The organism is Alistipes provencensis, from assembly GCF_900083545.1.
Classification (GTDB): Bacteria; Bacteroidota; Bacteroidia; order Bacteroidales; family Rikenellaceae; genus Alistipes; species Alistipes provencensis.
Genome location: NZ_LT559262.1, coordinates 1,064,352 through 1,088,433 on the forward strand (window position 1 = coordinate 1,064,352; position 24,082 = coordinate 1,088,433).

Sequence of the window (24,082 nt, forward strand, 5' to 3'; positions counted from 1 at the left end):
TTTTCGCTATGAAATACTTCGTCCGTTCGTTAAAATATTTTTGCGCTCTGTGCGTTCTCTGTGTAGTCCTGATGGGGCTGATGCTGATGACCGGCACCTCGGCGCTGTCGCTCGACGACACGCTCTACGCCATGTTCCACACCGACCGCTACCTGACGCTCTTCACGGCCATCGTGGTGCTGGCGGCCCTCTATCCCCGATTCGGGTTCGTCGAGCGCAAGGTCGAGGGTGACATGGAGGCGAACCGCGAACAGATCGTCAACGCATTCCGCTCGTCGGGATTCTCGCTCCGCAGCGAGGAGGACGGGGAGATGGTCTTCCGCGCCGACACCATCCTGCAGAAGCTCATGCTGCTGGGCGAAGACGAAATAAAAGTTTCACAGTACGGACAGTGGATCGTGCTCGACGGGATTCGCCGCGGCGTGGCCCGGGTGCAGTACCGCCTCGATTCGTACATACAAATGACTCGCAATGATTAGAAAATACCGTTACCTGCTCACCGCGGCCGCCGCTGTCGCCGCCGCAGGCCTCATGACCTTCGCCGCCCGCAACGATTTCGGGCTGGGCCGCAACATGGAGATCACCGTCAACATGATGCGCGAGCTGTCGCTCAACTACGTCGATCCCGTGGACCCCGACCGCCTGATGGAGGGGGCCGCCGCCGGCATGGTCAGCGATCTGGACCCCTACACGGAGTACATTCCCGAGGAGGGGATGCAGGATTTCGAACTGCTCACGACGGGCAAGTACGGCGGCATCGGGTCGCTCATCCGCCAGAAGGACGACTATGTGCGCATTGCCCAGCCTTACGAAGGATCGCCCGCCGACAAGGCCGGGCTGAAGATCGGCGACAAGATTCTCTCGATCGACGGCAAGGAGGCCAAGGGCTTCACCACCGAGCAGGTCTCCTCGCGCCTCAAGGGTGAACCGGGGAGCAAGGTCAAGGTGACCGTCGAACACCTCGACGGCACGCAGCAGACCGCGACGATCCGCCGCGAGCGCATCGCCATCCCGGGCGTACCCTATGCCGGATGGGTTGCCGACGGCATCGGCTACATCCGCCACAACGATTTCACCGAAGGGTGTTACGAGGAGCTGCGTGCGGCCATCGAAGGGCTGCGCAGGGAGGGCAACCTCAAGGGCCTCGTGCTCGACTACCGCTCCAACGGCGGCGGCATCATGCAGGAGGCGATCAAGATACTGGGAATGTTCGTCCCCAAGGGCACGGAGGTGCTGAGCACCAAAGGGCGTTCGGAGGAGTCGAAACAGACGTTCCGCACCGATTCGGAACCGATACTCCCCGACCTGCCGCTGGCCGTGCTCATCAACGGCAATTCGGCCTCGGCGGCCGAGATCGTCGCCGGAGCCCTGCAGGACCTCGACCGCGCGGTGCTGATCGGCCAGCGCAGTTTCGGCAAGGGACTCGTGCAGGCGACGCGCCCGCTGGGTTACAACACCATGCTGAAGCTCACCACGGCCAAATACTACATCCCTTCGGGCCGCTGCATCCAAGCCATCGACTACTCCCACTCGCAGGAGGGTTCGGTGCGCATGGTGCCCGACTCGCTCATCTCGGAGTTCACGACCAAAGCGGGCCGCAAGGTTTATGACGGCGGCGGCGTGATGCCCGACATCACGACCGACCCGGAGTATATCTCGCGCTTCGCCATGACGCTCTACGCGCTGGGATTCATCGAGGATTTCGGCGACGAATACATGCGCCGCAACCCGGCCCGGGAGATCGACGTGCGCACCTTCTCGATCACCGACAAGGACTACGCCGACTTCGCGGAGTTCATGAAGGACAAGAAAGTCCCCTACGAATCGGACACCCGCCGGGCGCTCAAGGCACTGAAGAAAGCCGCCGAGGACGACCGTTTCGCCGAACTGAAGAACAAGTTCGAGCAGGTAGAGGCCGAACTGAAGGACGACACGCAGACCAATCTCGAAACCTACCGCAAACAGGTCGTCGAGGCGATCAACAACGACATCGTGATGCGCTACGGCTATCAGGCGGGTGTGATCGAACACTCGCTGCCCGGGGACAAGGAGGTGAAAGCGGCGATCGGGGTGCTGGACAACCCCGCAGAGTATGCCCGCATCACCCGCGAGCAGGACACCAAGCGCAAATAAGGCCGCGCCATGAAGCTCAGCACGAAATATTTCTCGTTCCGCAACCGCGTGGTGGTGATCGTCGTCGGGGTGACGCTCGGCGCCGTGTCGCTGCTCTACACCAACAACATGGCCCAGCGGCTCAAATGGAAGGAGCAGCACGACGTGGCCCTGTGGGCCCACGCCATCGAACGTGTGAGCCGCGACGTGCTGGGCGGCACCATTCAGGACCCGCTCGTGACGGACATCATGTCCAACGGCAACAACATCCCGTTCATCATCACCAACGAGAACCTCGAGGTCATCAATTCGCACCTCGTTCCGGACAAGATCATCGACCATCCCGACCGGCTGCGAAAGCAGATCGACAAGTTCACCACGGAGAACACGCCGATCCCGGTGAATTTCCTCTGGTCGTCGCAACACTACCACATCATCTTTTACGGTCAGTCGGCGCTGCTCAAGTCGCTCTACTATTTTCCCTATGTGCAGTTGCTCGTCATCACGGCCTTCATCGCGCTGGGGTTCATCGCCTTCCGCTCGTCGAAGCACGACGAGCAGAACCGCGTGTGGATCGGGCTGGCCAAGGAGACCGCCCACCAGTTGGGCACGCCCACCTCGTCGCTGCTGGGGTGGATCGAATACCTGCGTTCGCAGAATGTCGACCAGACGGCTGTCGAGGAGATGAACAAGGACCTCACGCACCTGATGAAGATCGTCGACCGGTTCTCGAAGATCGGTTCCGAAACGCCGCTCACCCCCGCCAACATCAACGAGGTGGTGGGCGAATCGGTCATGTATTTCCGCAAGCGCATCCCCCGCAACGTGACCCTCGACTATAACGGACTGGCCATCGCCCCGGTGCAGGCCAACATCAACGCCGCGCTGTTCGAATGGGTCGTGGAGAACCTGATGAAGAACTCGCTCGACGCCCTGCAGGGCCACGGCGCCATCGACGTAAGAATCTCCTCGGACGACCAGCATGTCCTCATCGACGTCAAGGACACCGGCAAGGGCATTCCCAAGAGTAACTGGAAACGCATCTTCGAACCCGGATTCACCACCAAGACCCGCGGCTGGGGCCTCGGGCTGTCGCTCTCGCGGCGAATCGTCGAGGAGTACCACCAAGGACGGATCGCCGTCATCGACTCCGAGATCGGCAAGGGAACCACCATTCGCATCACCCTCAAACGCACCTTCGCCTGATGATCGACTCGCCGGCACATAGCTTGACAGCCGGACCTGCGGCGGATTCGGCGGCAGGCAGCCCCGACAGCGCGACACTCGCGGGACGGACGGACAGCATCCCCGCACCGGCCGCGGATTCGACCGGGCCGGCGACGGACGACCCGCTGTTTTTCCGGCATCTCCGCACGACGGACGCGGGAACGCCCTCCGTCTGGCGCGACACCACGTCGGCGGCCCTTTTCGGAGAGGCATCGGTCACGGTGAAACCCCTGCGAATGCAATCCGCACCGCCGGTATCGCTCACCGAGAACGCCGTTTTCCAGAGTTTCGTCCTGCTGCTCGCCGCGACTTATGCCATGCTGCTCTACCGCAATTTGGGCGACGTGCGCACGCTGCTCGACCGCATTTCGCGCGACACGGCCAGCGGGCAGCGCCTCTCGGAGGACCCGGGCGGCAGCGGTTTCTCACGTTTCCTGAACATCACAACCACCATCGGCATGCTCTTCTTGGGGGTCATGGTGGTCAAATACGGCGACTCGCTGATGCCGGACCGGTTGAGGGAGACCCTCTCACACGGCGCCGTGCTGGCCCTGAGCCTGCTGGCGACGGCAGCCTGCTGCGGCGTGGCCGTCTACCAGATGACCGTCGTCCGCCTGACGGGGGCCGTCACGCTCACGCAGCCCTTCATCTCGCAGCTCGTACTGCTCAAACGCACTTATTTCTCCTTGGGAGTGATCGTCATATCGCCCGCGCTGCTGCTCTTCGCACTCTGCCCCCGAAGCACCGGAGGCCTCTGGTTCTGCATCATTGTCATCGAGTTGATTATTACGGTCGGTCTATACCTCCGGGAGACGCTAAATCTGTTTATTGCCAAAAAAATTTCGATTTTGCATTGGTTTTTGTACCTTTGCACGGTGGAAATCTTTCCAATCAGCCTTTTGTGGTTGCTCACGGTGAGATGACCCAGCAACAACAAACCTAAATTATTCGCAACGTTGAAAGTAAAGAGTGTACTGGTTTCGCAGCCGAGGCCTGCAGTTATTGAAAAATCCCCGTTCTACGAATTGTCCCAGAAATACCATGTGGAGATCGCCTACAGGCCCTTTATCCGCGTCGTCGGCGTCTCCCTGAAGGAGTTCCGCGCCCAACGGGTCGAAATACTCTCGCACACCGCCGTCATCTTCACATCGCGCACGACGGTCGACAGTTTTTTCCATATCTGCGAAGAGGCGCGCATCACCGTGCCCGAAACCATGAAATACATCTGCCAGACGGAGGCCGTGGCGCTCTATCTGCAGAAATACATCGTCTACCGCAAGCGCAAAATCTCGTTTGCCGACGGGTCGTTCACCTCGCTCGTCGAGCTGATCATCAAGCACAAGGAGGAGAAGCTCCTGCTGGCATTGAGCGAACCTCATCGTCCCGAACTGCCCGAGACGCTCTCGAAGCTCAAGCTGTCGGTCAGCCCGGTCATTCTGGCCCGCACGGTGGCCGGGGATCTGGATGACGTAAAACTGTCTGATTACGGCCTGCTGGCGCTCTACTCGCCGTCGGATGTCAAGACCCTCGTCGAGAAATTCGGCACCGACAACCTGCCGGCCATCGCGGTCTTCGGCGAAAGCACGCTGCGCGCGGCCATTGCAGCCGGGATCACCGTGCTGGCCAACGCCCCGACGGCCGAGGCCCCTTCGATGGTCAAGGCCATCGACATCTTCCTGCAGAAGGTGCAGAAAGGCGAGGAGCCGGAACCCGTCGAACTGGTGGCCGACGCCCGCAAGGAGGAGTTCATCCGCAGCCAGCAGAACAAGCTGGCCAAGAAGAGCCGCACACGCCGTCCCGGAACGGAAACCCGCAAATAAAGGGCCCGAAAGCCCCCTGCCGTCATGTCCGCAAACTCACTGCCCCGCACCGAAAGGCTCCGTTCGCTCGGTGTCATACGCCGTATGTTCGAGAGCGGTGAGAGCGGCTTCATCTTCCCGTTCCGCTACGTCTGGTTCGCCGAACCCGACACCGAGCAGTCGGTCGAAGTGATGTTCTCCGTCCCCAAGAAATTCCACAAACGGGCCAACAAGCGCAACCTCCTGCGCCGCCGCACGAAAGAGGCTTACCGCCTGCAGAAACAGATCGTGCACAACGGCACGCCGGTCAATCTGGACTTGGCGCTGATCTACTCGTCGAAAGAGGTGCTGCCGTATAAAACCGTCGCAAATGCCGTCCGCAGGATTCTGGAATCGGTCGTGGAGCATCTTTAAACGGGTGTGCGCCTTTCCGCTGATCGTACTGGTGCGGTTCTATCAGCTCTGCATCTCGCCTTTCACACCCCCGTCGTGCCGTTTCACCCCCACATGTTCGCAGTACGCCCTCGAGGCGCTGCGCAAATACGGCCCCCTGAAAGGGCTGTGGCTCACCGTGCGCCGACTGTCCAAATGCCATCCGTGGGGCGGCAGCGGCTACGACCCCGTACCCTGACGGCATCTGCAAAAAACGGACGGACGGCTATAAAGCCGTCCGTCTCCCTTCACAAACATTGCGTCACAACTCTTCGTCATTGAATCCATTCTCCGTTGCAGGGACAAAGATTGCGCCCTTTTTTCGAAAAATCAATCCCGACCCTAACATTCAGGGTCGGGATTCCGTCTTTCGTTCAACCGATTCCGTCCAACTATACGATTCAGTCGTGAAAATCGCAACATTGCTCGGCAGCGGACTCGAATTCGAGCGTCGCATGGGGAATTCCCTCATGCTCCAACAACTCTTTCAAGGCGTGTTTCACCCCCTCCATTCGGGAGAGACTGTCGAGCACGACGTGCGCCGTAAGGGCATTCTCGGTCGTACTGATGGCCCAGACATGGATGTGATGGACCGCCCTGACGCCCGGAACGGCCGTCATCGCCTGTTCGATCTCGGCGACGTCGATGCCCCCGGGAACCCCGTCGAGCGAGAGGCGCAGGCTGTCGCGGGTCAGCGACCAGACCGAAGCCACGATCACCCCGGCGACGACGAGCCCCACGATCGGGTCGACGATGGTCCAGCCGGTCCACGAGATCACGAGGCCCGAGACCAGCACCCCGACCGACACCAGCGCATCGGCGGCCATGTGCAGATAGGCGCCCTTGACATTCAGGTCGCGGTCCTTATCCTTCATAAAGAGCCACGCCGTGAAGCCGTTTATCACCACGCCGACACCCGCAGTCCAAGCGATAGCCCCGCCTACGACCGGTTCGGGATGCATCATGCGGCCGATACTCTCGGCGACGATGACGCCGACGGCAATGAGCAGGATCACGGAGTTGAGCAAAGAGATCAGCACCGTGCTCTTCTTGTAGCCGTAGGTATATTTGGGCGTGGCCTTGGCTTGGGCCAGCCGGAACGCCAGCATCGCCAGCAACAGGCTGGCCACGTCGGAGAGGTTGTGCCCGGCGTCGGACAGCAGGCCCATCGAGCCGTAATAGAGCCCGACGGCGAATTCGACGACGACGAAGCCCACATTGAGGGCGATACCCCAGATGAACGCCTTGTTGAGCGACGTGATCGTATGATCGTGGTGGTGATGATGTTCGTGTTCGTGTGTCATGACTGCGAATCGGTTATGGTATCCTTGATCTCGGACAGTTCGACCAGTTTATTGACGATGGCATAGATCGTAAGCCCCGCTGCGGAGTGTATCTGCAGCTTGGCGGCGATGTTGCGGCGATGGGTGATGACGGTGTGGGCCGAGATGCAGAGGGCATCGGCGATCTGCTTGTTGGTCATGCCCTTCACCACGCAGACGATGATCTCCTTCTCGCGGACGCTCAGCGGTTCGGGTTTCACCACGCGGGGTCCCGTCGCCGCCAGCCGCTCGACGGCCGGGATGAAAATTTCGTCCTCGACGGCGTTGTGCGAAGCGAGTTCGTGTTCGCAGTTGAAGATGTCGAACAACACGCCGTTCAGCTCGTTCGTACTGCCCGAAGGGTAGTATTTGATGATGATGTTCTTCAGCTCGCGGAGCTTGATCTCCACCTGATCGTGCTGGCGCCGGAAAATGTCGATCGAATAGACCGTACTTTTCTCACCGGCCAACAGCGACTCGACATAGGGAAAAACCGTCTGTTCCTCGTAGGACATATGCCGCTGAACCTCGGCGGCATACTCGTCGAAAAAGCGCATGATGGCGAACGACACGTCGCTCTGGGCGCAGTCGACGGCCTCGATCAGCTTGCGGCGGATGGCCGGCAGCCGGAAGTCGAGGAAATAGCTGTGCGAGTTGTGCAGATAGTCGGTCAGCGACCGGACCGAGACCTCGCCGGCCAGTTCGGCGCCGTTGCCGAAGTTCATCAGCATGTTGACCACCGCGAGGAACGTCGCGGCATCGACCTTGTTCTCAGCACACACCTCGGCGATGGTCTTGTCGCCGAACCCCAGTGCGATACCGAAACGGCTCATCACCTGCAACACGGCATAGCGGTCGCACACCAGATCACACATCCTGTCGTCGCCCGTATATCCTCCATTCTTATACATAAATATGGGTATTATTTTCTGTGCACAAAGATATCCGGGCAAGGCCCGTGCCGCAATACCTAAAACACGGTATTTTCAGCGGCTTCCGATATCCACATAAGTCGTCTGCAACATCGTGCGGCCGATGTCGAGCAGCTCGGGATTCGTCGCCGTCACCACCCGGTCGCCCGTCGCGTCCCACACCGCCTCGCCCGAAGCATCCACGACGCCGAAGCCATCGTTGAAGGTATAGTAGGCGAACTTGCGGGGGGGGGTCGGTGCGAAAATGTCCTTGCTGTAATCGAAATCACCGTGCGCAATGCCCAACTGGGCCAGCAGCGTCGCGGCAATGTCGATCTGCGCGGCGTACGCTTCCACCACGCGGGGTTCCGCGACCGCACCGCCCGTCCAGATCATCGGGATGCGGTGGCGCAGGGGCTCGTTATAGGTCAGTGTCCGCGGGTAGGGATAGCCGTGGTCGGCCACCAGCACCACGAGCAGGTCTTTCCATGCGGGAGAGGCTTTCAGACGGTCGATCATCTTCCCGACGCACTCGTCGGAGAAGGCCATGGCGTTCAGCACCTTGTCATCGAATTTCGAATAGGGAACGTCGAAGGGAGTATGGCTGCTCAGCGTGAGCAGCCCCGCAAGAAAAGGTTTTCCGGCATCGTTCAGCGCGATCACCCGATCGGCGAACCAGTCGCACATCAGCGCATCGTCGTAGCCCCAGTCGGCCGCAGGAGTCCCGAAATGCAGGTCTTTCTGCCACGTCAGCTCCTGCCACCCCGTGGCGTACATATAGGAGGCCTGATTCGTGAAATTGAGGTCTCCGCCATAGGCGAAACTCGTCGCATAACCCGCTCCGGCCAGCGAACGGGCCACCGAGGGCAGGTTGCGGCTCTTGGCCGGGAGTTTCATGATCGACATGCGCGTCTGGGCCGGAAATCCGCTAAGAATCGCCACCTCGCCGCGATCGGTGCGGAACGAATTGGCGAAAAAATTCTCGAACCAGATGCCCTCGCGCTTCAGCCGCTGCATGTGCGGCATGACGGGCTCCCCGTCGACCTCGGCATCCATCACCGTGCGGGCAAAACTCTCCAGAATGACGATCACGACGTTAGGACGGCTGGTGTTCAGCACCGGCTCCGTCGGTCCTGCCGCCGCGTTGCCCCGCAGGGCGTCGAACTTCGCGGCACGCACCGGCTCTTCGAAGAAAGGATATTCGTCGGCATAATCGACCCGGTCGCCCAGACTGGCGAGGAACGAGAAGACGGGATTCGTGGCGGCATGGTTCAGAAACTGCGTCGGGCTGAAATAGACCTTCGAGACATTGGCCACCGAAGCCCCCGTACCGCCCCGGATGGCCAGAAAATCGAATCCGGCAAGCATCACTACGGCGACGCTGCCCAACAAAGCGACCCGCCAGCCGACAGCGCGTCCATCGAAGATGCCGAGAATGCGGCGGTAGCCCCAGATCATCCCCGCAGCATAAACCACAGCCAACAGTGTCTGCCGCACGCCGAGCCAGAAATCGACGCTCGCCATCGCCTCCTCGGGATCGGTGAGGTAGATCAGCACCGTCGAATCGATGCGGAATCCCCAATGCTCGTACAGGGCGACGTCGACGGCGAAGATCACGGCCGTCGCCACGGCGACCAGCACGAACCAAGTCGTCAGCACACCCCGCCACAGCCGCTCCGGGAGGCGAATCCACAGCGAGAGCAGCGTCACGAGAATCGGCAGCACGGTGACATACCCCGCGACCGTGAGATCGAGCGTCAAGCCGTGCCGCAGCACGTCGACCCACCCGCGAAAGCCCGCTCCGGATGCCTCCACGGCGTAATAAGCCATGAACACGGGTTTCTGCACGGCCATCATCACAACGGTCGCACAGAACACGGCAACGGGGAAAGCGAGTTTTCGGCGCATTACTTATTTATATTTTTTGATTTTAGACAGGGTAGTTTCGGGCATCGCGCCGCACGGGACGGATGGGTAGTACTCAGGTACGTCCCATTCGTCACGCGCAAGGGATGTGCGAAAATAGCCGCATAAAATCGAAAAATCAGATTTTTTCGCCGTAGGCCAAATCCCCCGCATCGCCGATACCGGGAACGATGTAGGCCCGCGAGGTCAACTCCTCGTCGACAACCGCCGTCCAGATGGTCGTGGTCTTGCGCGGCATGTTCTTCATCGCGTAGTCGATACCCTGTTCGCTGGCGACGACCGCCGCGACATGGGTATAGGCGGGAGTGCCGCCCCGCTCGCACAACGCATTGTAGGTCAGCACGAGCGACGATCCCGTGGCCAGCATCGGGTCGACCAGCAACAGCGTCTTGCCCTCCAGACTGCCGCACGAAATGTACTCGACCTTCACGGTGAACTTGCCGTCCTTGGTGCTCTTGCGGTAGGCCGACACGAAGGCATTCTGGGCATCGTCGAAGTAGTTCAGAAACCCTTGATGGTAGGGAAGCCCCGCGCGGAGAATCGTCGCCACGACCAACTGGTCGTCGATCATCTCGACGGTGGCTTCGCCCAGCGGCGTCTCGACCACACACGGTTTGTAGTTGAGCGCCTTCGAAATCTCGTAGGCCGTGATCTCCCCGATACGCTCCATGTTGCGGCGGAAGCGCATCGAGTCCTTCTGAATCTGTTTGTCACGGATCTGGGCGATGAATTTGTTGAGAACCGTGTTCTGCTCGGAGAGGATATGCAACGTCATAAATTGAAGGGAAGATTTGGTTGTCAATAGAGGAAATTGTTGAACGGATAGCGCCCGGCATGGATCTCACGCACCATGCCGTAGAGGTCCGCACGGAATTTTTCGAGGTTGGCCTTCGTCCGCGCCGAGAGGAAGATGCAAGGCGTATTGGCCCGTGCGATCCAGCTCTGTTTCAGTTCGTCGAGCGAACGGTTCTCGCGCGTCGGGGGTGTCAGGTCGTCCTCGTCCTTTTCAACATAGGTATAGGCGTCGACCTTGTTGAAGACCAGATAGACGGGTTTTTCGCCCGCGCCGATCTCCTGCAGGGTCTGTTTCACCACGTCGATCTGCTCCTCGAACTGCGGATGCGAGATGTCCACCACATGCACCAGCAGATCGGCTTCGCGAACCTCATCCAGCGTCGATTTGAACGACTCGATCAGCTCCGTGGGGAGTTTTCGGATAAATCCCACGGTATCCGACAGCAGGAAAGGCAGATTGTCGAAGACCACCTTGCGGACCGTGGTGTCCAGCGTGGCGAAAAGTTTGTTCTCGGCAAAGACCTCGCTCTTGGAGATGAGGTTCATCAACGTCGATTTGCCCACGTTGGTATAGCCCACCAAGGCTACGCGGACCATCGCGCCGCGGTTCGAACGCTGCACGGCCATCTGACGGTCGATCTTCTTCAGGTCCTCCTTCAGTTTGGAGATGCGGTTGCGGATGATACGCCGGTCGGTCTCGATCTCACGCTCACCGGCACCGCCGCGGGTACTCGTGCCGCCCCGCTGGCGTTCGAGGTGGGTCCACATACCCGACAGCCGGGGCAACATGTATTCGTAATTGGCCAACTGCACCTGCGTCTTGGCATAGGCCGTCTGTGCCCGGGACATGAAGATGTCGAGAATCAGACGCGTACGGTCCAGCAGGCGGCAGGGCATCTCCTTCTCGATGTTGCGCGTCTGCGAGGGGCTCAGTTCGTCGTCGAAGATCACCACGTCGATCTCGTTTTCCCGGCAATATCCGGCGATCTCCTCCAGTTTGCCCGGACCCACATAAATACGCGACGAAGGCTGCGGCAGCCGCTGGGTGAAGCGTTTCACCGAGCGGATGTCGGCCGTCTCGGCCAGAAACTCCAGTTCGTCGAGGAACTCCTCGGCCTGACGCGGATCCTGATTGTCACGGATGACCGAGACCAGCACGGCACGTTCGCGGTCGTCGGCCGGCACCGAAACATCCGCCACGGGGTTATTTTTGTTCTCTTCCAAAATTGTCTTTACCATTTAAATCCGTTTCTCTGTCATCGTGCTGCAAACACGATGCTACAAATAAGGGTATCCGCCCGAAAGCAGGATACCCTCAAAAAGTTGAGCCATACGCCTCAATTCTGCACGCGAAAATCGACCGGCAGGGTGAATCTCACACGCACCGTCTGGTTCCGCTGCTTGCCGGGGCTCCATTTCGGCGATTTGTTCAGCACGCGGACCGCCTCTTCGGCCAGCGAGCGGTCGGGGGCCTGCAACACCTCGATGTTGGTCAGGCGTCCGTCCTTGTCGATCACGAACGACAGGACCACGCGGCCCTGAATGTTGTTCTCAAGGGCGATCTGCGGGAATTTCACGTTCTGCATCACCCACGCCCGGAAGGTCTCGATACTGCCGTTCATAAATGCCGGCATCGTTTCGGCCACCAGAAAAACCTCGTCGTCAACGATCGGTTCGGGTTCCACAGGAACCAGTTCGATCGGGGTATGCTCGTCGAATTCCTCAAACGGGATATCCGTCTGAATCTTCCGGTCGTTCCGGACGATCTGGATCACATCCCCAATGGGTTTGACCTCGACCTTTCGGACCGCCTCACGGGGTTTCTCGCGGGTGATTTCGGTCATCTGCACATCGACGACCGGCGCATAGGCCAGACTACGCTGCTCGATCCGGTACTCTTTCGGCGTATAAGCAAAGGCAGCAACCACAAAAACCAGTGCCACTACCAAGCCGATCTCCAACAGGAGGCCCCGCTTATTCCCGAGGTCCGCCTTGAATGATTTTTTAGTCTCCATATCAATCAGATTTAGGGGTTGGTACGCGAATCGGTGCAGCCTATTTAAAAACGAAATTCCACCCGGCTGCCGGGCGGAATTTACGATCTCCCGACGGGATTAGTTCTGTACGCGGAAGTCTACCGGAAGGGTGTACTTGACGCGCACCACCTGGTTACGCTGCTTGCCCGGGCTCCACTTCGGCGACTTGCTCAGCACGCGGATGGCCTCCTCGGAGAGCGAGCGGTCGGGGGTCTGCAACACCTGAATGTTGGTCAGACGGCCGTCCTTCTCGATCACGAACGACAGGACCACGCGGCCCTGAATGCCGTTCTCGAGGGCGATCTGCGGGAACTTCACATTCTGCTGCACCCAGTTGCGGAACGTATTGAGGTCGCCGCCCTGAAACGAGGGCATCGTCTCGGCGATCAGGAACGGCTGGTCGTCCTCGATGGTCTCCTCGGCCACCTCGACCTGCTGGATCACCTCGGTATTCTCGTCGAACTCGGCGAAGTCGACCTCGGTGGTGATCTTCGTGTCGTTGGTCACGACCTGCAGCAGGTCGGTGATCACCTTCAGCTCCACCTTACGGGGAGCCTCGGGCGGCTTCTGGTCCTGACGGGTGATCTCGGTGATCTCCTCTTCGACGATGGCCGCCTGCAGGTCGACTTTTTCAATTCGGTGCTCCTTCGGCGTATACGCGAAAGCCCCGATCACAAGACCGAGTGCAATGACCAGACCGATTTCGAGCAGAAGACCCCGCTTGTTCTGAAGGTCCGCTTTGGGTGATTTCTTGATTTCCATCTATTATAAAATTTTTTAATTGTTCGGGTATAAGCGCGCATGGGCACGCTATGCACCACAAATATATGGATAAAAATTCAAAAATGCACGACCGGGTGCAAAAATCTTCGTTTTTTGCCTACTTTTGTGGGGTAAAAGAGCTCTGAAAACGGTAAAAATGGCTGAACGCGAAACATTATACGGCAAAACGCCCGAGGAACTCGCCGCCCTGTGCAGCGGGTTGGGAATGCCGCGTTTCGCCGCGCGGCAGATCGCCCGCTGGCTCTATGTCCGCCATACGGAGGACCCGCTGCTGATGACCGACATCGCCGCCGCACACCGCCAGCGGCTCGCCGATGCGTTCGCCCCGGCGCTGAGCGCCCCGGAGCGGGTCACGGAATCGGCCGACGGCACCAAAAAATACCTGTTCCGCATCTCCGGAGGGCATTTCATCGAGTCGGCCTACATCCCCGACGGCGAGCGGGCCACGCTCTGCGTCTCGTCGCAGGCCGGATGCCGCATGGGCTGCCGGTTCTGCGCCACGGGGCGGCAGGGGCTCCAGCGGTCGCTCACGGCGGCCGAAATCCTCAACCAGATCGTCTCGCTGCCCGAACGCGACAAGCTCACCAACGTCGTTTTCACGGGCATGGGAGAGCCGCTCGACAACACCGGCGAGGTGTTGCGGGCGCTCGAAATCCTCACCGCCGAGTGGGGTTTCGGCTGGTCGCCGACGCGCATCACCCTCTCCACGGCAGGCGTCGTGCCCGAACTCAGACGGTTCCTCGACGCCACGAAGGTCCACCTCGCGGTGAGCCTCCACAACCCTTTCCACGAGGAGCGGGCCGAAATCATGCCCGTCGAACGGGCGTGGCCCATTGCCGAAGTCGCCGCGATCCTGCGCGAATACGACTTCACCCACCAGCGGCGGGTATCGTTCGAATACATCGTGATGAGCGGACTGAACGACTCGCCGCGCCACATCCGCGAACTGACGCGGCTGCTGAACGGCATCAAATGCCGCATCAACCTGATCCGCTTCCACAAGATTCCCGATTCGCCCTATTTCTCGCCGGACGATGCGGCGATGGTCCGTTTCCGCGACGCGCTGACGGCCCGGGGCATTCAGACCACCATCCGCGCCTCACGGGGCGAGGATATTCAGGCAGCCTGCGGCCTATTAAGCACCCGGCAAAAAGCCGAACTCTAAGCGCACCCGGCTGAAAGCCGGGTTTTAGGGGCGAGAGAGCCTTATTACGCTATTGAACCCATTCTGCGCCGCTACCCCATAAAAGCCATTTCTTAAATGGCCGGTGCGGTTTTTGCAGCCCGAATTATAAAATACGCTCGTTATGAAAAAACTGTTTTTAATCCTCCTGCTGGCACTCTGCGCGGGCGCCGTGCAGGCTCAGGTGAAGTTCGAGACCAAATCAACGGACGCCGTGCGCGAAATGGCCGTCAAGCAGGGAAAGCTGGTATTCATCGACCTCTATGCCGACTGGTGTCCCCCGTGCCGGATGATGGAGCGGGAGGTCTTTTCGCGCAAGGACGTGGGTGAATTCATGGACCAGCGGTTCGTGGCCGCCAAATACAACACCGACAAGCCCACGGGCCGCGAACTGCTGAAGAAATACGGCAGCGGCTCGATTCCGCTCTACCTCGTGTTCAACACCCGAGGCGAACTGCTGGGCCGCATCACGGGCGCCGCCGATGCCGAGACCTTCATGGACAATCTCCGCACGATCATCGCCCGGCAGAAGCCGCTTAAAAAGCAGCCTTAAGGGCGACGGAGGGAGGTTATGACGGTGGAGAACTCCGCTGTTTTTGATTATCCCGGAGCAGGTTTCGGGCTTCGCGAAGCAGGGCAAGGCAGGAGCATACTTGACGTATGTGACTGTCTTGGCATGCAAGGGAAGTGCGAAAGATGCCCGGTAGAATCGGAAACTACCTCGGAGTATAGACCACTTTCTTGGTCTCGAAGAAATCCTCTTCGAAGAAGCGCGGGATGTCGTAGAGGTACCACCGACGGCCGGTGAGGGCCAGTTCCTCGGCCAGATCGCCGCCCTTGAGGTAGAGGATGCCGTTCGGCAGCGAGCCATTCTCTCCCCGCTCGATCAGGGGCCAGACCCACTTCACAAACTCCGGCATGGCCGTCACGGCCCGCGAAACGACGTAGTCGAAACGCTCCTTCAGGGTCTCGACCCGCACGCAGCGGGGCGTGAGGTTTTCGAGCCCGAGGCTCGCCGCGACCCCTTCGACCACGGTTATCTTCTTGCGGATCGAACCCGCGGCGGTGAAAGGCGCCCGGGGGAAGAGGATCGCCAGCGGCCCCGACGGAAACCCCCCGCCGCACCCCACGTCGAGGATGCGCGCGCCGTCGCCGAACGTGCAGACCTTGGCGATGGCCAGCGAGTGCAGCACATGGCGCAGGTAGAGCTGGTCGAAATCCTTGCGCGAGACGACGTTGATCTTCGCGTTCCACTCGGCGTAAAGGTCGTACAGCGCCGCAAACCGCTCGCGCTGCAAATCGGTAAGGTCCGGAAAATATTTCTCGATCAATTCCATGGAATCATTTGTTTTCGCCCGCGGCGATCAGTCGGCACATCTGCTCCCGGGCACGGTGTATCTGGGTTTTGACTGTCCCCAGCGGCAGCGAGAGCTTCGCGGCGATCTCTTCGTAGGAGTACTCCTCGAAGAAACGCATCAGGATCAGTTGCCGGTAGCGGGGCGCCAGCCGGTCGAGGTACTGCTCGATCTGCGACCGCTGCTGGAGGTTGATGACGCTCTCCTCGGGGGTCGGGGCGCTCGAGGCCGGGGCATAGAAGCGGTCGTCGATCGACAGGTCGTCCTGACGACGGCGCACGAAGTCGATGAACGTATTGCGGGCGATGGTGTAGACCCACTGCCCGAACGTATAGTCGGCGCTGTAACGGTGAATGTTGATATAGACCTTGATAAAGGTCTCCTGCAACAGGTCGTCGGCGTCGTTCGCACCGCCCAGCCGCTGCACGAACAGCCGGTGGATGGCGTCGCGGTAACGGTTGAAGAGGTATTCGAAAGCGGTATTGTCCCCCTTGAGCACCCGGTCGACCAGCTCCCGGTCATCGGCTACGATATAGTCGGCTATCTCCATACGCGGTCGTCACGGCGGAGCAGCATGACCCACAGCACCGCGGCCCACAGCGGACTCAGCAGGTCGTAAATGAAATAGCGGCCCATGATCCCACTCTCACCCAGCCGCCGGGCGACGCGCCGCACCTCGAGAGCCACGGCAACGTAACGGACGGCCACCAGCGCCAGCGCTGCGATCTTGTACTCCAAAGGCATCACCGCCAAGGCACAGATCACCGTGGCGAAGAAAAGCACCCGCGACCAAAGCTCCCAGCCGACGTAGGTGCGCACCGCCTGCGGATAGAAGCGGAACGCCGAGCCGTAATAACGCAACTGGCTCATCCACCAGCCCATGCCGCCCCACGTCTTTTCGCGCAGCGTGGCGCGCGGCGAGAGGATGACGCTCACGTTGTCGCGGGTCATGACCCGCTGCATGAACAGGTCGTCCTCGCCGATGTTCATATTGAGGTGGCTGAAGCCGTTGGCCCCGAAGTAGATGCGTTTGGTGAATCCGTAGTTGTGCAGCGTTCCCCGGTAGGCACGGCGCTGCACGGCACGGGCGATCCACGCGGCGGACTGCATCATCCGCCCGGTGCGCATCAGGTAGTTTGCCAGTCCCTTCCTGCGTTCCACACCGCAATATCCTACGACAATCTCCCCGCGCATGAAACCCTTGGCCATGAGCGACAGCCAGCGGTCGGTCTGCGGCACGGCGTCGGTCGAGGTGAAGACCATGCACTCGTAGTGCGCCGACTTGATGCCCACGTTGAGCGCCATCTTGCGCGAGATCGGAAAACGCGGGTCGAGCTGGATCTTCGTCGTGGTGATCTGCGGGAACGACTGCTTGAGCCGCGCGAGGTCCTCGTAAAAATCCGAGTCGTGGCCCACATAGACGATCACCACCTCGAAATCGGGGTAGTTCTGGGCCAAGATCAGCGGCAGGCGCTCCTCGACGAACGAGTAATCCTCGGAAAAGAGGGGCACGACCACCGACACGGGCGGTTCGGTCTCCATCTCCGCCGCACGCCGGTTGTTCTTGTACCCGGGGATGCGGCCGTAGACGAAAATATAGTAATAGAACTGCACACCGAGCATCAGGAGCATCGACCCCGCGAGGGCCGCCCCTTCCCAGCCGTAGCATGCCAGAAAATTATCGATGAATTGCATATCTAACACGGGTCCGACGTAAGAACCCCATTAACCTTTGTTATGTTCGGTACGAACGGCAGGTCCTTACGTCGAACCCGCGTTAAGGCGTTTTCAACGCCTCGCCCCATTTTTAAAATCCTCTCTAAATCTCTCCTTTGCAAAGGAGAGACTTGCATCCGTCCGAAAAATCCGATTTTAACGAACAAGCGATATTAAGGAAATATGCGCAAAGATAACAATATTTTGTGTATTTTTGCCGAATAGTTGAGTATGAAATTTACCCTGCAACATAAAGATTCGTCGTCCCGCGCCCGCGCGGGCGAACTCCGGACCGACCACGGCACGATCCGCACCCCGATCTTCATGCCCGTGGGCACGGCGGCCACCGTCAAGGGCATTTTCCACCGCGACGTGCGCGACGAGGCGCGTGCCCAAATCATTTTGGCCAACACCTACCACCTCTACCTGCGTCCCGGCATGGAGATCATCGAAAAGGCCGGCGGCGTACACCGTTTCTCGACATGGGAGGGCCCGATGCTCACCGACAGCGGCGGGTTTCAGGTTTTTTCGCTGGCGGCATGCCGTAAGCTCAAGGAGGAGGGGTGTCACTTCCGCTCGCACATCGACGGTTCGAAGCACCTCTTCACGCCCGAAAGCGTGATCGACACCGAACGGACGATCGGCGCCGACATCATGATGGCCTTCGACGAGTGTCCCCCGGGCGACGCCCCGCGCGAATACGCCGCCAAGTCGCTCGACCTCACCGAACGGTGGCTCGACCGGTGTTTCAACCAGTACCACCGGACCGCGCCGAAATACGGCCACTACCAAGCTCTGTTCCCCATCGTGCAGGGATGCACCTACCCGGATCTCCGGGCCCGGGCAGCAGAGAACGTAAAACAATACAACGCAGACGGTTACGCCATCGGCGGACTGGCCGTCGGCGAACCGACCGAAGTGATGTACGAAATGATCGAAGTGGTCGACGCCATACTGCCGGAGGACCGTCCCCGTTATCTGATGGGAGTCGGTACGCCGGTGAACATCCTCGAAGGCATCGCACGCGGCGTCGACATGTTCGACTGCGTGATGCCGACGCGCAACGGCCGCAACGGGCAGTTGTTCACCGCCGAGGGGGTCATCAACATCCGCAACAAGAAGTGGGAGGACGATTTCTCGCCCATCGACCCCGCAGGAACGGCTTTCGTCGACACGCTCTACTCGAAAGCCTACCTGCACCACCTGACGGTCTGCGGCGAAATGCTTGCGGCGCAGATCGCCTCGCTGCACAACATCGCCTTCTACCTGAGGCTGGTGGGTGCGGCCCGCGAGCACATCGTCGCCGGGGATTTCGCGGCGTGGAAAGAGGGGATGGTCGCCAAACTGCAAAAAAGGCTCTAAACGATGAAAATGCGTTTTCCGGGGTTCAAGATCTTGGACCGTTACATACTGGGGAAGTTCCTCACCACCTACTTCTTCTCCATCGCCATGATCATCGTCATCGTGGTGGTCTTCGACTATGTGGAGAAGATTGACGACTTCACGGAGCTGCACGCACCCCTGAAATCGGTCATCTTCGATTACTACCTCAACTTCATCCCCTACTTCATCAACCAGTTCAGCGGCCTGTTCACCTTCATCGCCTGCATCTTCTTCACCTCGAAGATGGCCTACCAGACCGAAATCGTGGCCATGCTCTCGGGCGGCATGTCGTTCCGCCGGCTGATGTGGCCCTATTTCCTCGGGGCATTCATCATCGCCTCGCTGTCGCTGACGCTCAACCTCTGGCTGATCCCCATTTCGCAGCGCCACATCGTCAATTTCGAACAGCAGTACATCAAGCGCAAGCAGAACACCAAGTTCAACCGCCACATCTACCGCCAGATCGAACCCGGCATCTTCGCCTACATCCGCGGCTACAACGACGGAGCCCGCCAAGCGTCGTTCTTCGCTCTGGAACGCTACGACAGCGGCACGATGACCCATTCGCTCGAGGCTTCCGACGTGAAATTCAACCCCGAGACCCGGCGCTGGACCGCACCGCGCTACACCAAGCGCGAATTCGACTCGCTGGGGATGGAGCGTTTCGAACAGTTCCGCAACCTCGACACGCTGATCAACCTCGACGTCACGGAGCTGGGCGAGATCAACGACCTGATCCAGACCATGAACATCACCGAGCTCAACGAATTCCTCGACCAGCAGCGGGCCAAGGGTTCCGACTCGATCAACATCATCGAGGTCGAGAAACACGCCCGCTATGCCTATCCGCTCTCGACGTTCATTCTCACACTGATCGGCGTCTCGCTCTCCTCACGCAAGGTGCGCGGCGGCACCGGCCTGCACATCGGCATCGGCACGGGACTCTGCTTCTCGTACATCCTCTTCAACCGTTTCTTCGAGGAGTTCGCCAAGAGCGGAACCCTCCCGCCCGGGCTGGCCGTGTGGCTGCCCAACATCATCTATCTGTTCATTGCCGTCTACCTCTACCGGAAGGCGCCGAAATAACCCGTAATCCATGGAGAAACGCCCCAATTACCTCTCCCGGCTCCGGCAGAACCCGCTGCTTTGGAACCTCACGCTGATCGTCGCCCTGATCCTTGCGGCAGCCATCGCCGCCCATATCCTGATGCGGGCCGGCACGCGCCACGGAGCGCGGCGCACCGTGCCCGATTTCTCGGGCGTCGCGCTGCACGACGCCCAGCGCATCGCCCGCAAGCACGACCTGCAACTGCACATCAACGACTCGCTGTTCGTCCCCGCCTACGAGGGCGGCATCGTCCTCGACCAGCTCCCCGAAGGGGGTGTGGAGGTGAAGCCCGGACGCACGGTCTACATCACCATCAACTCCTTCCGCCAGAAGATGGTTCCCGTGCCCTATGTGGCCGGACGTTCGCTGCGTCAGGCCAAAAACATGCTGGAGATCGCCGGACTGGAGATCGCCGAACTGGTCTACCGCCCCGACATCGCCACCAACTATGTGCTGGAGGAGTACTGCGACGGGAAACAGATCACGCAGTCGACCCGCATGGAGGCCGAGATGGGCTCCGGCGTAACGCTTTATGTGGGCGTCGAGAGCGGTCGCGAAACGACCGTCGTGCCGCGGCTGGTGGGACTGCCCCTGATGCAGGCCAAGGGCCGCCTCTGGGAACTGGGGCTCAACGTCGGGAAGGTCGATTTCGACGAGGGGGTCAACCTCCTCAACCAGAAGGATACGCGGGTCTATGTCCAGATTCCGGGCGCGGAACGGAGCGCAACGCTGGGTTCGAAGGTCGACCTGCGGCTGACGCTCGACGGAGCCAAGGTGGACAAACACCGGGCCGAGGCCGAGAAGCAGGCGCAGGCTGCCGCCGAGGAGCGCCGGCTGGCCGAACAGCAGCTTGCCGACTCACTCGCGCAGGCGGCATTGGAAGAGGCTGTGGAACCGGCCGCGGAACAGCCCGCAAACGATAACGAAGGATTTTTCGACTGATGACCGACGAACGCCCAATCGAGGAACTGGACCCGGAGGTGATCCCGGCGGACGGGGAGGACGAAGAAGAAGCGGGCCTCTACGAGCACTTTGCGGTGACGGCCGACAAGGGGCAGACCCCCATGCGGCTGGACAAGTTCCTGACCGTAAGGATGGAACACTGTTCGCGCAACCGCATTCAGGCGGCGGCCGACAGCGGCAACATCCTCGTCAACGGCAAAGCGGCCAAATCGAGCTACAAGGTCAAGCCGCTGGACCGCATCCAGATCGTGATGCCCTACCCGCGGCGCGAGGTGGAGCTCCGGGCCGAAAACATCCCGCTGGACATTCCCTACGAGGACAAATGGCTGCTGCTGGTCGACAAACCCGCCGGAATGGTCGTCCATCCGGGGGTGGGCAACTACGACGGGACGCTGGTCAATGCGCTGATGTACCACCTCAACGAGCAGGGAATCCCGGCCGAGGAGCAAAACCGCGCGGGGCTGGTGCACCGCATCGACAAGAACACCTCGGGACTGCTGGTGATCGCCAAGGACGAGCAGACCCACGCACGGCTGGCCAAGCAGTTCTTCGACCACACGATCCAGCGCCGCTATGTGGCCCTCGTGTGGGGCAACTTCGAGGAGGACGAGGGGACCATCACGGGCAACATCGGCCGCAGTCCCAAGGACCGGCAGAAGATGTTCGTCTTCGCCGACGGTTCGGACGGCAAGCACGCCGTGACCCACTGGAAGGTCCTGAAACGCTACGGATATGTGACCCTCGTGGAGTGCCGCCTCGAAACGGGACGCACGCACCAGATACGGGTACACATGGCATGGATCGGCCATCCGCTGTTCAACGACGAGCGCTACGGCGGCGACCGCATCCTCAAGGGCACGACCTTCGCCAAATACCGCCAGTTCATCGACAACTGCTTCGCGGTGATGCCGCGCCATGCGCTGCACGCCCGCCTGCTGGGCTTCGAACACCCCGCGACGCACGAGGAGGTGCTGTTCGAAAGTCCCCTTCCGGCCGATTTCCAAGCCCTGCTGGCCAAATGGGACACCTATGTCTCAACAGCAAAGGAAATCGAAGAAAATTAACGTGTCATTCCGGTCGCGACGCGACAAGCCCCTCCCGAGGGAGGGGTTTGGGGTGGGGTCAGATTTGCAAACGCGGCAAAGCCGCGAACAACGCCGATCGAAAGAAATGCAACCGAAACAAAACAAATAACAAACGATCTTGTTTCTACCGACGACCATAAAGGAGGTCCGCGAACGCGGATGGGACCAGCTCGACGTGATCTTTTTCTCGGGCGACGCCTACATCGACCACCCGGCATTCGGCGCGGCCGTCGTGGGGCGCCTGCTCGAAGCCGAAGGGTACCGCGTGGCCATCGTCCCCCAACCCAACTGGCGTGACGACCTGCGCGACTTCACTAAGCTGGGCACGCCACGCCTCTTTTTCGGGGTCTCGGGCGGGTCGATGGACTCGATGGTCAACCACTACACGGCCAACCTGCGCCTGCGCCACGACGACGCCTACACCCCCGGCGGCAGGGCGGGATTCCGTCCCGACCACGCCGTGACGGTCTATTCGCAAATCCTCAAGCGCCTCTACCCGCACGTCCCGGTGGTCATCGGGGGCATCGAGGCCTCGCTGCGCCGCCTGACCCACTATGACTACTGGAGCGATGCGCTGAAACCCTCGATACTGGCCGATTCGGGCGCCGACCTTTTGATCTACGGCATGGGCGAACGGGTCGTGCAGGAGGTTGCCCGGGCGATGCGCAACGGCTACAACGCCAAGCTGCTGCGCAAAATCCGGCAGGTGGCGTTCCTCTCCGACGAGAATTATGTTTCGCGGCTCGACCCCGCAACGACGATCCGTCTCAACAGCTACGAAAAGTGCGTCGCCGACAAGGTCGCTTTCGGCGAGAATTTCACGGTCATCGAGACCCAAAGCAACCTGATGAATCCCGAGGCGACGCTCGTGGAGGCTGTCGGCGACCGCTATACGGTCGTTACGCCCGCCAACACAACGCTCTCGACCGAAGAGCTGGACCACTCGTTCGACCTCCCCTACGAACGCGCCCCGCATCCGCGTTATGCGGGTAAGGGCGACATCCCGGCATGGGAGATGATCAAACATTCGGTCAATATTCACCGCGGCTGCTTCGGGGGCTGCTCGTTCTGCACCATCTCGGCGCATCAGGGCAAGTTCATCAACTCGCGCAGTGAACGCTCGATCCTCTCCGAAGTAGAGAAAATTACGCAAATGCCGGGATTCAAGGGCTATCTGTCCGACGTCGGGGCCCCTTCGGCCAACATGTACCGCATGGGCGGCCGCGACCGCGAGCTGTGCCGCAAGTGCCGCCGCGCATCGTGCCTCCACCCGAAGCCATGTCCCAACCTCGACAACGACCACCGGCCGTTACTGGCTCTGTATGAGAAAATCCGCGCTGTAAAAGGTATCAAAAAGGCCTTTATCGGCAGCGGCATCCGTTACGACCTGTTCGACCGGTCGCCCTATCTGGAGACGGTGCTGAAGCACCACACCTCGGGACGACTTAAAGTAGCGCCCGAACACACCGAGGATAACGTATTGAAACTGATGCGCAAACCTCCGTTCGCACTCTTCGAACGGCTGACCGCCGACTTCCATCGCATTTGCAGTCAGGAACATCTGCCCTATCAGTTGATCCCTTACTTCATCTCGTCACACCCGGGATGCACCGAGCGGGATATGAAATCGCTGGCCGACAAGGTGTTGGGAAAGATGCATTTCAACCTCGAGCAGGTGCAGGACTTGACGCCCACGCCGATGACCCTCTCGTCGGTGATGTTCTACACGGGCGAAAATCCCTACACGCACGAAAAAGTCTACGTCGCCCGTTCGCAGGACGACAAACGGCGGCAGAAATCGTATTTTTTCGGCGGAAAGGGAGGTCCGGGACAGCAACCATTCCGGAAAGGAGGCCCGGGAGCCCGTCCGGAGCGGAAATACACGAAAAAAGGCTGACGGATTCGTCAGCCTTTTTGTCGGTAACAGCGCAGAACCGGATCGGAAA

General features: G+C 60.2%; 24 protein-coding genes. 14 read left to right on the forward strand and 10 right to left on the reverse strand.

What is annotated here, in order from left to right; translation table 11 throughout:
• Positions 1–8: 8 nt before the first annotated feature.
• From BN5935_RS04210 to yidD, 7 genes are all read left to right on the forward strand, one after another.
• Entirely contained in the window at positions 9–479 is a 471-nt protein-coding gene (locus BN5935_RS04210; RefSeq protein WP_064975002.1) for a hypothetical protein, read from the forward strand.
• Positions 472–2,133, forward strand: a complete 1,662-nt coding sequence (locus BN5935_RS04215; RefSeq protein WP_064975003.1) for a S41 family peptidase — start codon at positions 472–474, stop codon at positions 2,131–2,133. The genes BN5935_RS04210 and BN5935_RS04215 overlap by 8 nt, the downstream gene beginning before the upstream one ends.
• 9 nt (positions 2,134–2,142) lie before the next feature.
• Positions 2,143–3,318: a sensor histidine kinase gene (locus BN5935_RS04220; protein WP_064975004.1), complete on the forward strand. Its 1,176-nt coding sequence runs from the start codon at positions 2,143–2,145 to the stop codon at positions 3,316–3,318.
• Positions 3,318–4,262, forward strand: a complete 945-nt coding sequence (locus BN5935_RS04225; RefSeq protein WP_064975005.1) for a DUF4271 domain-containing protein — start codon at positions 3,318–3,320, stop codon at positions 4,260–4,262. The genes BN5935_RS04220 and BN5935_RS04225 overlap by 1 nt, the downstream gene beginning before the upstream one ends.
• Positions 4,263–4,364: 102 nt before the next feature.
• Positions 4,365–5,159, forward strand: coding sequence for a uroporphyrinogen-III synthase (locus tag BN5935_RS04230; protein ID WP_064975006.1), 795 nt, complete (start codon positions 4,365–4,367; stop codon positions 5,157–5,159).
• Between the two features lie 84 nt (positions 5,160–5,243).
• Positions 5,244–5,552, forward strand: coding sequence for a ribonuclease P protein component (locus BN5935_RS04235; RefSeq protein ID WP_064976834.1), 309 nt, complete (start codon positions 5,244–5,246; stop codon positions 5,550–5,552).
• Positions 5,509–5,769 carry a membrane protein insertion efficiency factor YidD gene (yidD, locus tag BN5935_RS04240; RefSeq protein WP_064975007.1) on the forward strand — a complete coding sequence of 87 codons (261 nt, stop codon included), beginning with the start codon at positions 5,509–5,511 and terminating at the stop codon, positions 5,767–5,769. The genes BN5935_RS04235 and yidD overlap by 44 nt, the downstream gene beginning before the upstream one ends.
• A gap of 202 nt (positions 5,770–5,971) precedes the next feature.
• Here yidD and BN5935_RS04245 read toward each other — a convergent pair whose 3' ends face one another.
• The 7 genes from BN5935_RS04245 to BN5935_RS04275 form a co-directional block, all read right to left on the reverse strand.
• Positions 5,972–6,874, reverse strand: coding sequence for a cation diffusion facilitator family transporter (locus tag BN5935_RS04245; protein ID WP_064975008.1), 903 nt, complete (start codon positions 6,872–6,874; stop codon positions 5,972–5,974).
• Positions 6,871–7,803: a helix-turn-helix transcriptional regulator gene (locus BN5935_RS04250; protein ID WP_064975009.1), complete on the reverse strand. Its 933-nt coding sequence runs from the start codon at positions 7,801–7,803 to the stop codon at positions 6,871–6,873. The genes BN5935_RS04245 and BN5935_RS04250 overlap by 4 nt, the downstream gene beginning before the upstream one ends.
• 75 nt (positions 7,804–7,878) lie before the next feature.
• Positions 7,879–9,711, reverse strand: a complete 1,833-nt coding sequence (locus tag BN5935_RS04255) for an LTA synthase family protein (protein WP_064975010.1) — start codon at positions 9,709–9,711, stop codon at positions 7,879–7,881.
• 136 nt (positions 9,712–9,847) lie between these two features.
• The gene (upp, locus tag BN5935_RS04260; protein ID WP_064975011.1) at positions 9,848–10,504 is read right to left on the reverse strand and encodes a uracil phosphoribosyltransferase; all 657 of its coding nucleotides are present in this window, start codon (positions 10,502–10,504) and stop codon (positions 9,848–9,850) included.
• A gap of 23 nt (positions 10,505–10,527) precedes the next feature.
• Complete coding sequence (gene hflX, locus BN5935_RS04265; RefSeq protein WP_449353803.1) at positions 10,528–11,724, reverse strand: GTPase HflX; 1,197 nt, start codon at positions 11,722–11,724, stop codon at positions 10,528–10,530.
• A 137-nt stretch (positions 11,725–11,861) separates the two neighbouring features.
• On the reverse strand, positions 11,862–12,539 hold the full coding sequence (locus BN5935_RS04270) for an energy transducer TonB (protein WP_064975013.1): 678 nt from the start codon (positions 12,537–12,539) through the stop codon (positions 11,862–11,864).
• A 99-nt stretch (positions 12,540–12,638) separates the two neighbouring features.
• On the reverse strand, positions 12,639–13,322 hold the full coding sequence (locus BN5935_RS04275; protein ID WP_064975014.1) for an energy transducer TonB: 684 nt from the start codon (positions 13,320–13,322) through the stop codon (positions 12,639–12,641).
• A 157-nt stretch (positions 13,323–13,479) separates the two neighbouring features.
• On the opposite strand from BN5935_RS04275, the gene rlmN reads away from it, so the two are divergent.
• Together rlmN and BN5935_RS04285 are read left to right on the forward strand one after the other, a co-directional pair.
• Positions 13,480–14,508: a dual-specificity RNA methyltransferase RlmN gene (gene rlmN / locus BN5935_RS04280; RefSeq protein WP_064975015.1), complete on the forward strand. Its 1,029-nt coding sequence runs from the start codon at positions 13,480–13,482 to the stop codon at positions 14,506–14,508.
• A gap of 142 nt (positions 14,509–14,650) precedes the next feature.
• A complete protein-coding gene (locus BN5935_RS04285) occupies positions 14,651–15,079 on the forward strand; it encodes a thioredoxin family protein (RefSeq protein ID WP_064975016.1) in 429 nt (142 codons plus the stop codon).
• A gap of 163 nt (positions 15,080–15,242) precedes the next feature.
• On the opposite strand, the gene BN5935_RS04290 is transcribed toward BN5935_RS04285, so the two are convergent.
• The 3 genes from BN5935_RS04290 to BN5935_RS04300 are packed head-to-tail and all read right to left on the reverse strand — an operon-like array spanning position 15,243 to position 17,576.
• Positions 15,243–15,863, reverse strand: a complete 621-nt coding sequence (locus tag BN5935_RS04290) for a 16S rRNA (guanine(527)-N(7))-methyltransferase RsmG (protein ID WP_064975017.1) — start codon at positions 15,861–15,863, stop codon at positions 15,243–15,245.
• Positions 15,864–15,867: 4 nt separating this feature from the next.
• Positions 15,868–16,431 carry an RNA polymerase sigma factor gene (locus BN5935_RS04295; RefSeq protein WP_064975018.1) on the reverse strand — a complete coding sequence of 188 codons (564 nt, stop codon included), beginning with the start codon at positions 16,429–16,431 and terminating at the stop codon, positions 15,868–15,870.
• Entirely contained in the window at positions 16,422–17,576 is a 1,155-nt protein-coding gene (locus tag BN5935_RS04300) for a glycosyltransferase family 2 protein (protein WP_064975019.1), read from the reverse strand. Before BN5935_RS04300 ends, BN5935_RS04295 begins: the two co-directional genes overlap by 10 nt.
• A 252-nt stretch (positions 17,577–17,828) precedes the next feature.
• On the opposite strand from BN5935_RS04300, the gene tgt reads away from it, so the two are divergent.
• The 5 genes from tgt to BN5935_RS04325 all read left to right on the forward strand — a co-directional run bounded on the left by tgt (position 17,829) and on the right by BN5935_RS04325 (position 24,033).
• Entirely contained in the window at positions 17,829–18,959 is a 1,131-nt protein-coding gene (gene tgt, locus BN5935_RS04305) for a tRNA guanosine(34) transglycosylase Tgt (RefSeq protein WP_064975020.1), read from the forward strand.
• A gap of 3 nt (positions 18,960–18,962) precedes the next feature.
• Positions 18,963–20,066, forward strand: a complete 1,104-nt coding sequence (locus BN5935_RS04310) for an LptF/LptG family permease (protein WP_064975021.1) — start codon at positions 18,963–18,965, stop codon at positions 20,064–20,066.
• A 10-nt stretch (positions 20,067–20,076) separates the two neighbouring features.
• Positions 20,077–21,030, forward strand: coding sequence for a PASTA domain-containing protein (locus BN5935_RS04315; RefSeq protein WP_064975022.1), 954 nt, complete (start codon positions 20,077–20,079; stop codon positions 21,028–21,030).
• Positions 21,030–22,115 (forward strand): RluA family pseudouridine synthase, encoded by a 1,086-nt coding sequence (locus BN5935_RS04320; protein WP_064975023.1) that lies wholly within the window; start codon positions 21,030–21,032, stop codon positions 22,113–22,115. Before BN5935_RS04315 ends, BN5935_RS04320 begins: the two co-directional genes overlap by 1 nt.
• Before the next feature lie 139 nt (positions 22,116–22,254).
• Positions 22,255–24,033 (forward strand): YgiQ family radical SAM protein, encoded by a 1,779-nt coding sequence (locus BN5935_RS04325; protein ID WP_064975024.1) that lies wholly within the window; start codon positions 22,255–22,257, stop codon positions 24,031–24,033.
• Positions 24,034–24,082 lie beyond the last annotated feature (49 nt).

Bases quoted from the DNA above. Each gene is read 5' to 3' on its own strand.
- BN5935_RS04295 (WP_064975018.1), bottom strand. From the start codon at position 16,431: ATGGAGATAGCCGACTATATCGTAGCCGATGACCGGGAGCTGGTCGAC.
- BN5935_RS04245 (WP_064975008.1), bottom strand. From the start codon at position 6,874: ATGACACACGAACACGAACATCATCACCACCACGATCATACGATCACG.
- tgt (WP_064975020.1), top strand. From the start codon at position 17,829: ATGAAATTTACCCTGCAACATAAAGATTCGTCGTCCCGCGCCCGCGCG.
- BN5935_RS04275 (WP_064975014.1), bottom strand. From the start codon at position 13,322: ATGGAAATCAAGAAATCACCCAAAGCGGACCTTCAGAACAAGCGGGGT.
- rlmN (WP_064975015.1), top strand. From the start codon at position 13,480: ATGGCTGAACGCGAAACATTATACGGCAAAACGCCCGAGGAACTCGCC.
- BN5935_RS04215 (WP_064975003.1), top strand. From the start codon at position 472: ATGATTAGAAAATACCGTTACCTGCTCACCGCGGCCGCCGCTGTCGCC.
- BN5935_RS04285 (WP_064975016.1), top strand. From the start codon at position 14,651: ATGAAAAAACTGTTTTTAATCCTCCTGCTGGCACTCTGCGCGGGCGCC.
- BN5935_RS04315 (WP_064975022.1), top strand. From the start codon at position 20,077: ATGGAGAAACGCCCCAATTACCTCTCCCGGCTCCGGCAGAACCCGCTG.
- BN5935_RS04235 (WP_064976834.1), top strand. From the start codon at position 5,244: ATGTTCGAGAGCGGTGAGAGCGGCTTCATCTTCCCGTTCCGCTACGTC.
- yidD (WP_064975007.1), top strand. From the start codon at position 5,509: ATGCCGTCCGCAGGATTCTGGAATCGGTCGTGGAGCATCTTTAAACGG.
- BN5935_RS04270 (WP_064975013.1), bottom strand. From the start codon at position 12,539: ATGGAGACTAAAAAATCATTCAAGGCGGACCTCGGGAATAAGCGGGGC.
- BN5935_RS04290 (WP_064975017.1), bottom strand. From the start codon at position 15,863: ATGGAATTGATCGAGAAATATTTTCCGGACCTTACCGATTTGCAGCGC.
- BN5935_RS04300 (WP_064975019.1), bottom strand. From the start codon at position 17,576: ATGCAATTCATCGATAATTTTCTGGCATGCTACGGCTGGGAAGGGGCG.
- BN5935_RS04250 (WP_064975009.1), bottom strand. From the start codon at position 7,803: ATGTATAAGAATGGAGGATATACGGGCGACGACAGGATGTGTGATCTG.
- BN5935_RS04220 (WP_064975004.1), top strand. From the start codon at position 2,143: ATGAAGCTCAGCACGAAATATTTCTCGTTCCGCAACCGCGTGGTGGTG.
- BN5935_RS04255 (WP_064975010.1), bottom strand. From the start codon at position 9,711: ATGCGCCGAAAACTCGCTTTCCCCGTTGCCGTGTTCTGTGCGACCGTT.
- BN5935_RS04320 (WP_064975023.1), top strand. From the start codon at position 21,030: ATGACCGACGAACGCCCAATCGAGGAACTGGACCCGGAGGTGATCCCG.
- upp (WP_064975011.1), bottom strand. From the start codon at position 10,504: ATGACGTTGCATATCCTCTCCGAGCAGAACACGGTTCTCAACAAATTC.
- BN5935_RS04310 (WP_064975021.1), top strand. From the start codon at position 18,963: ATGAAAATGCGTTTTCCGGGGTTCAAGATCTTGGACCGTTACATACTG.
- BN5935_RS04225 (WP_064975005.1), top strand. From the start codon at position 3,318: ATGATCGACTCGCCGGCACATAGCTTGACAGCCGGACCTGCGGCGGAT.
- BN5935_RS04210 (WP_064975002.1), top strand. From the start codon at position 9: ATGAAATACTTCGTCCGTTCGTTAAAATATTTTTGCGCTCTGTGCGTT.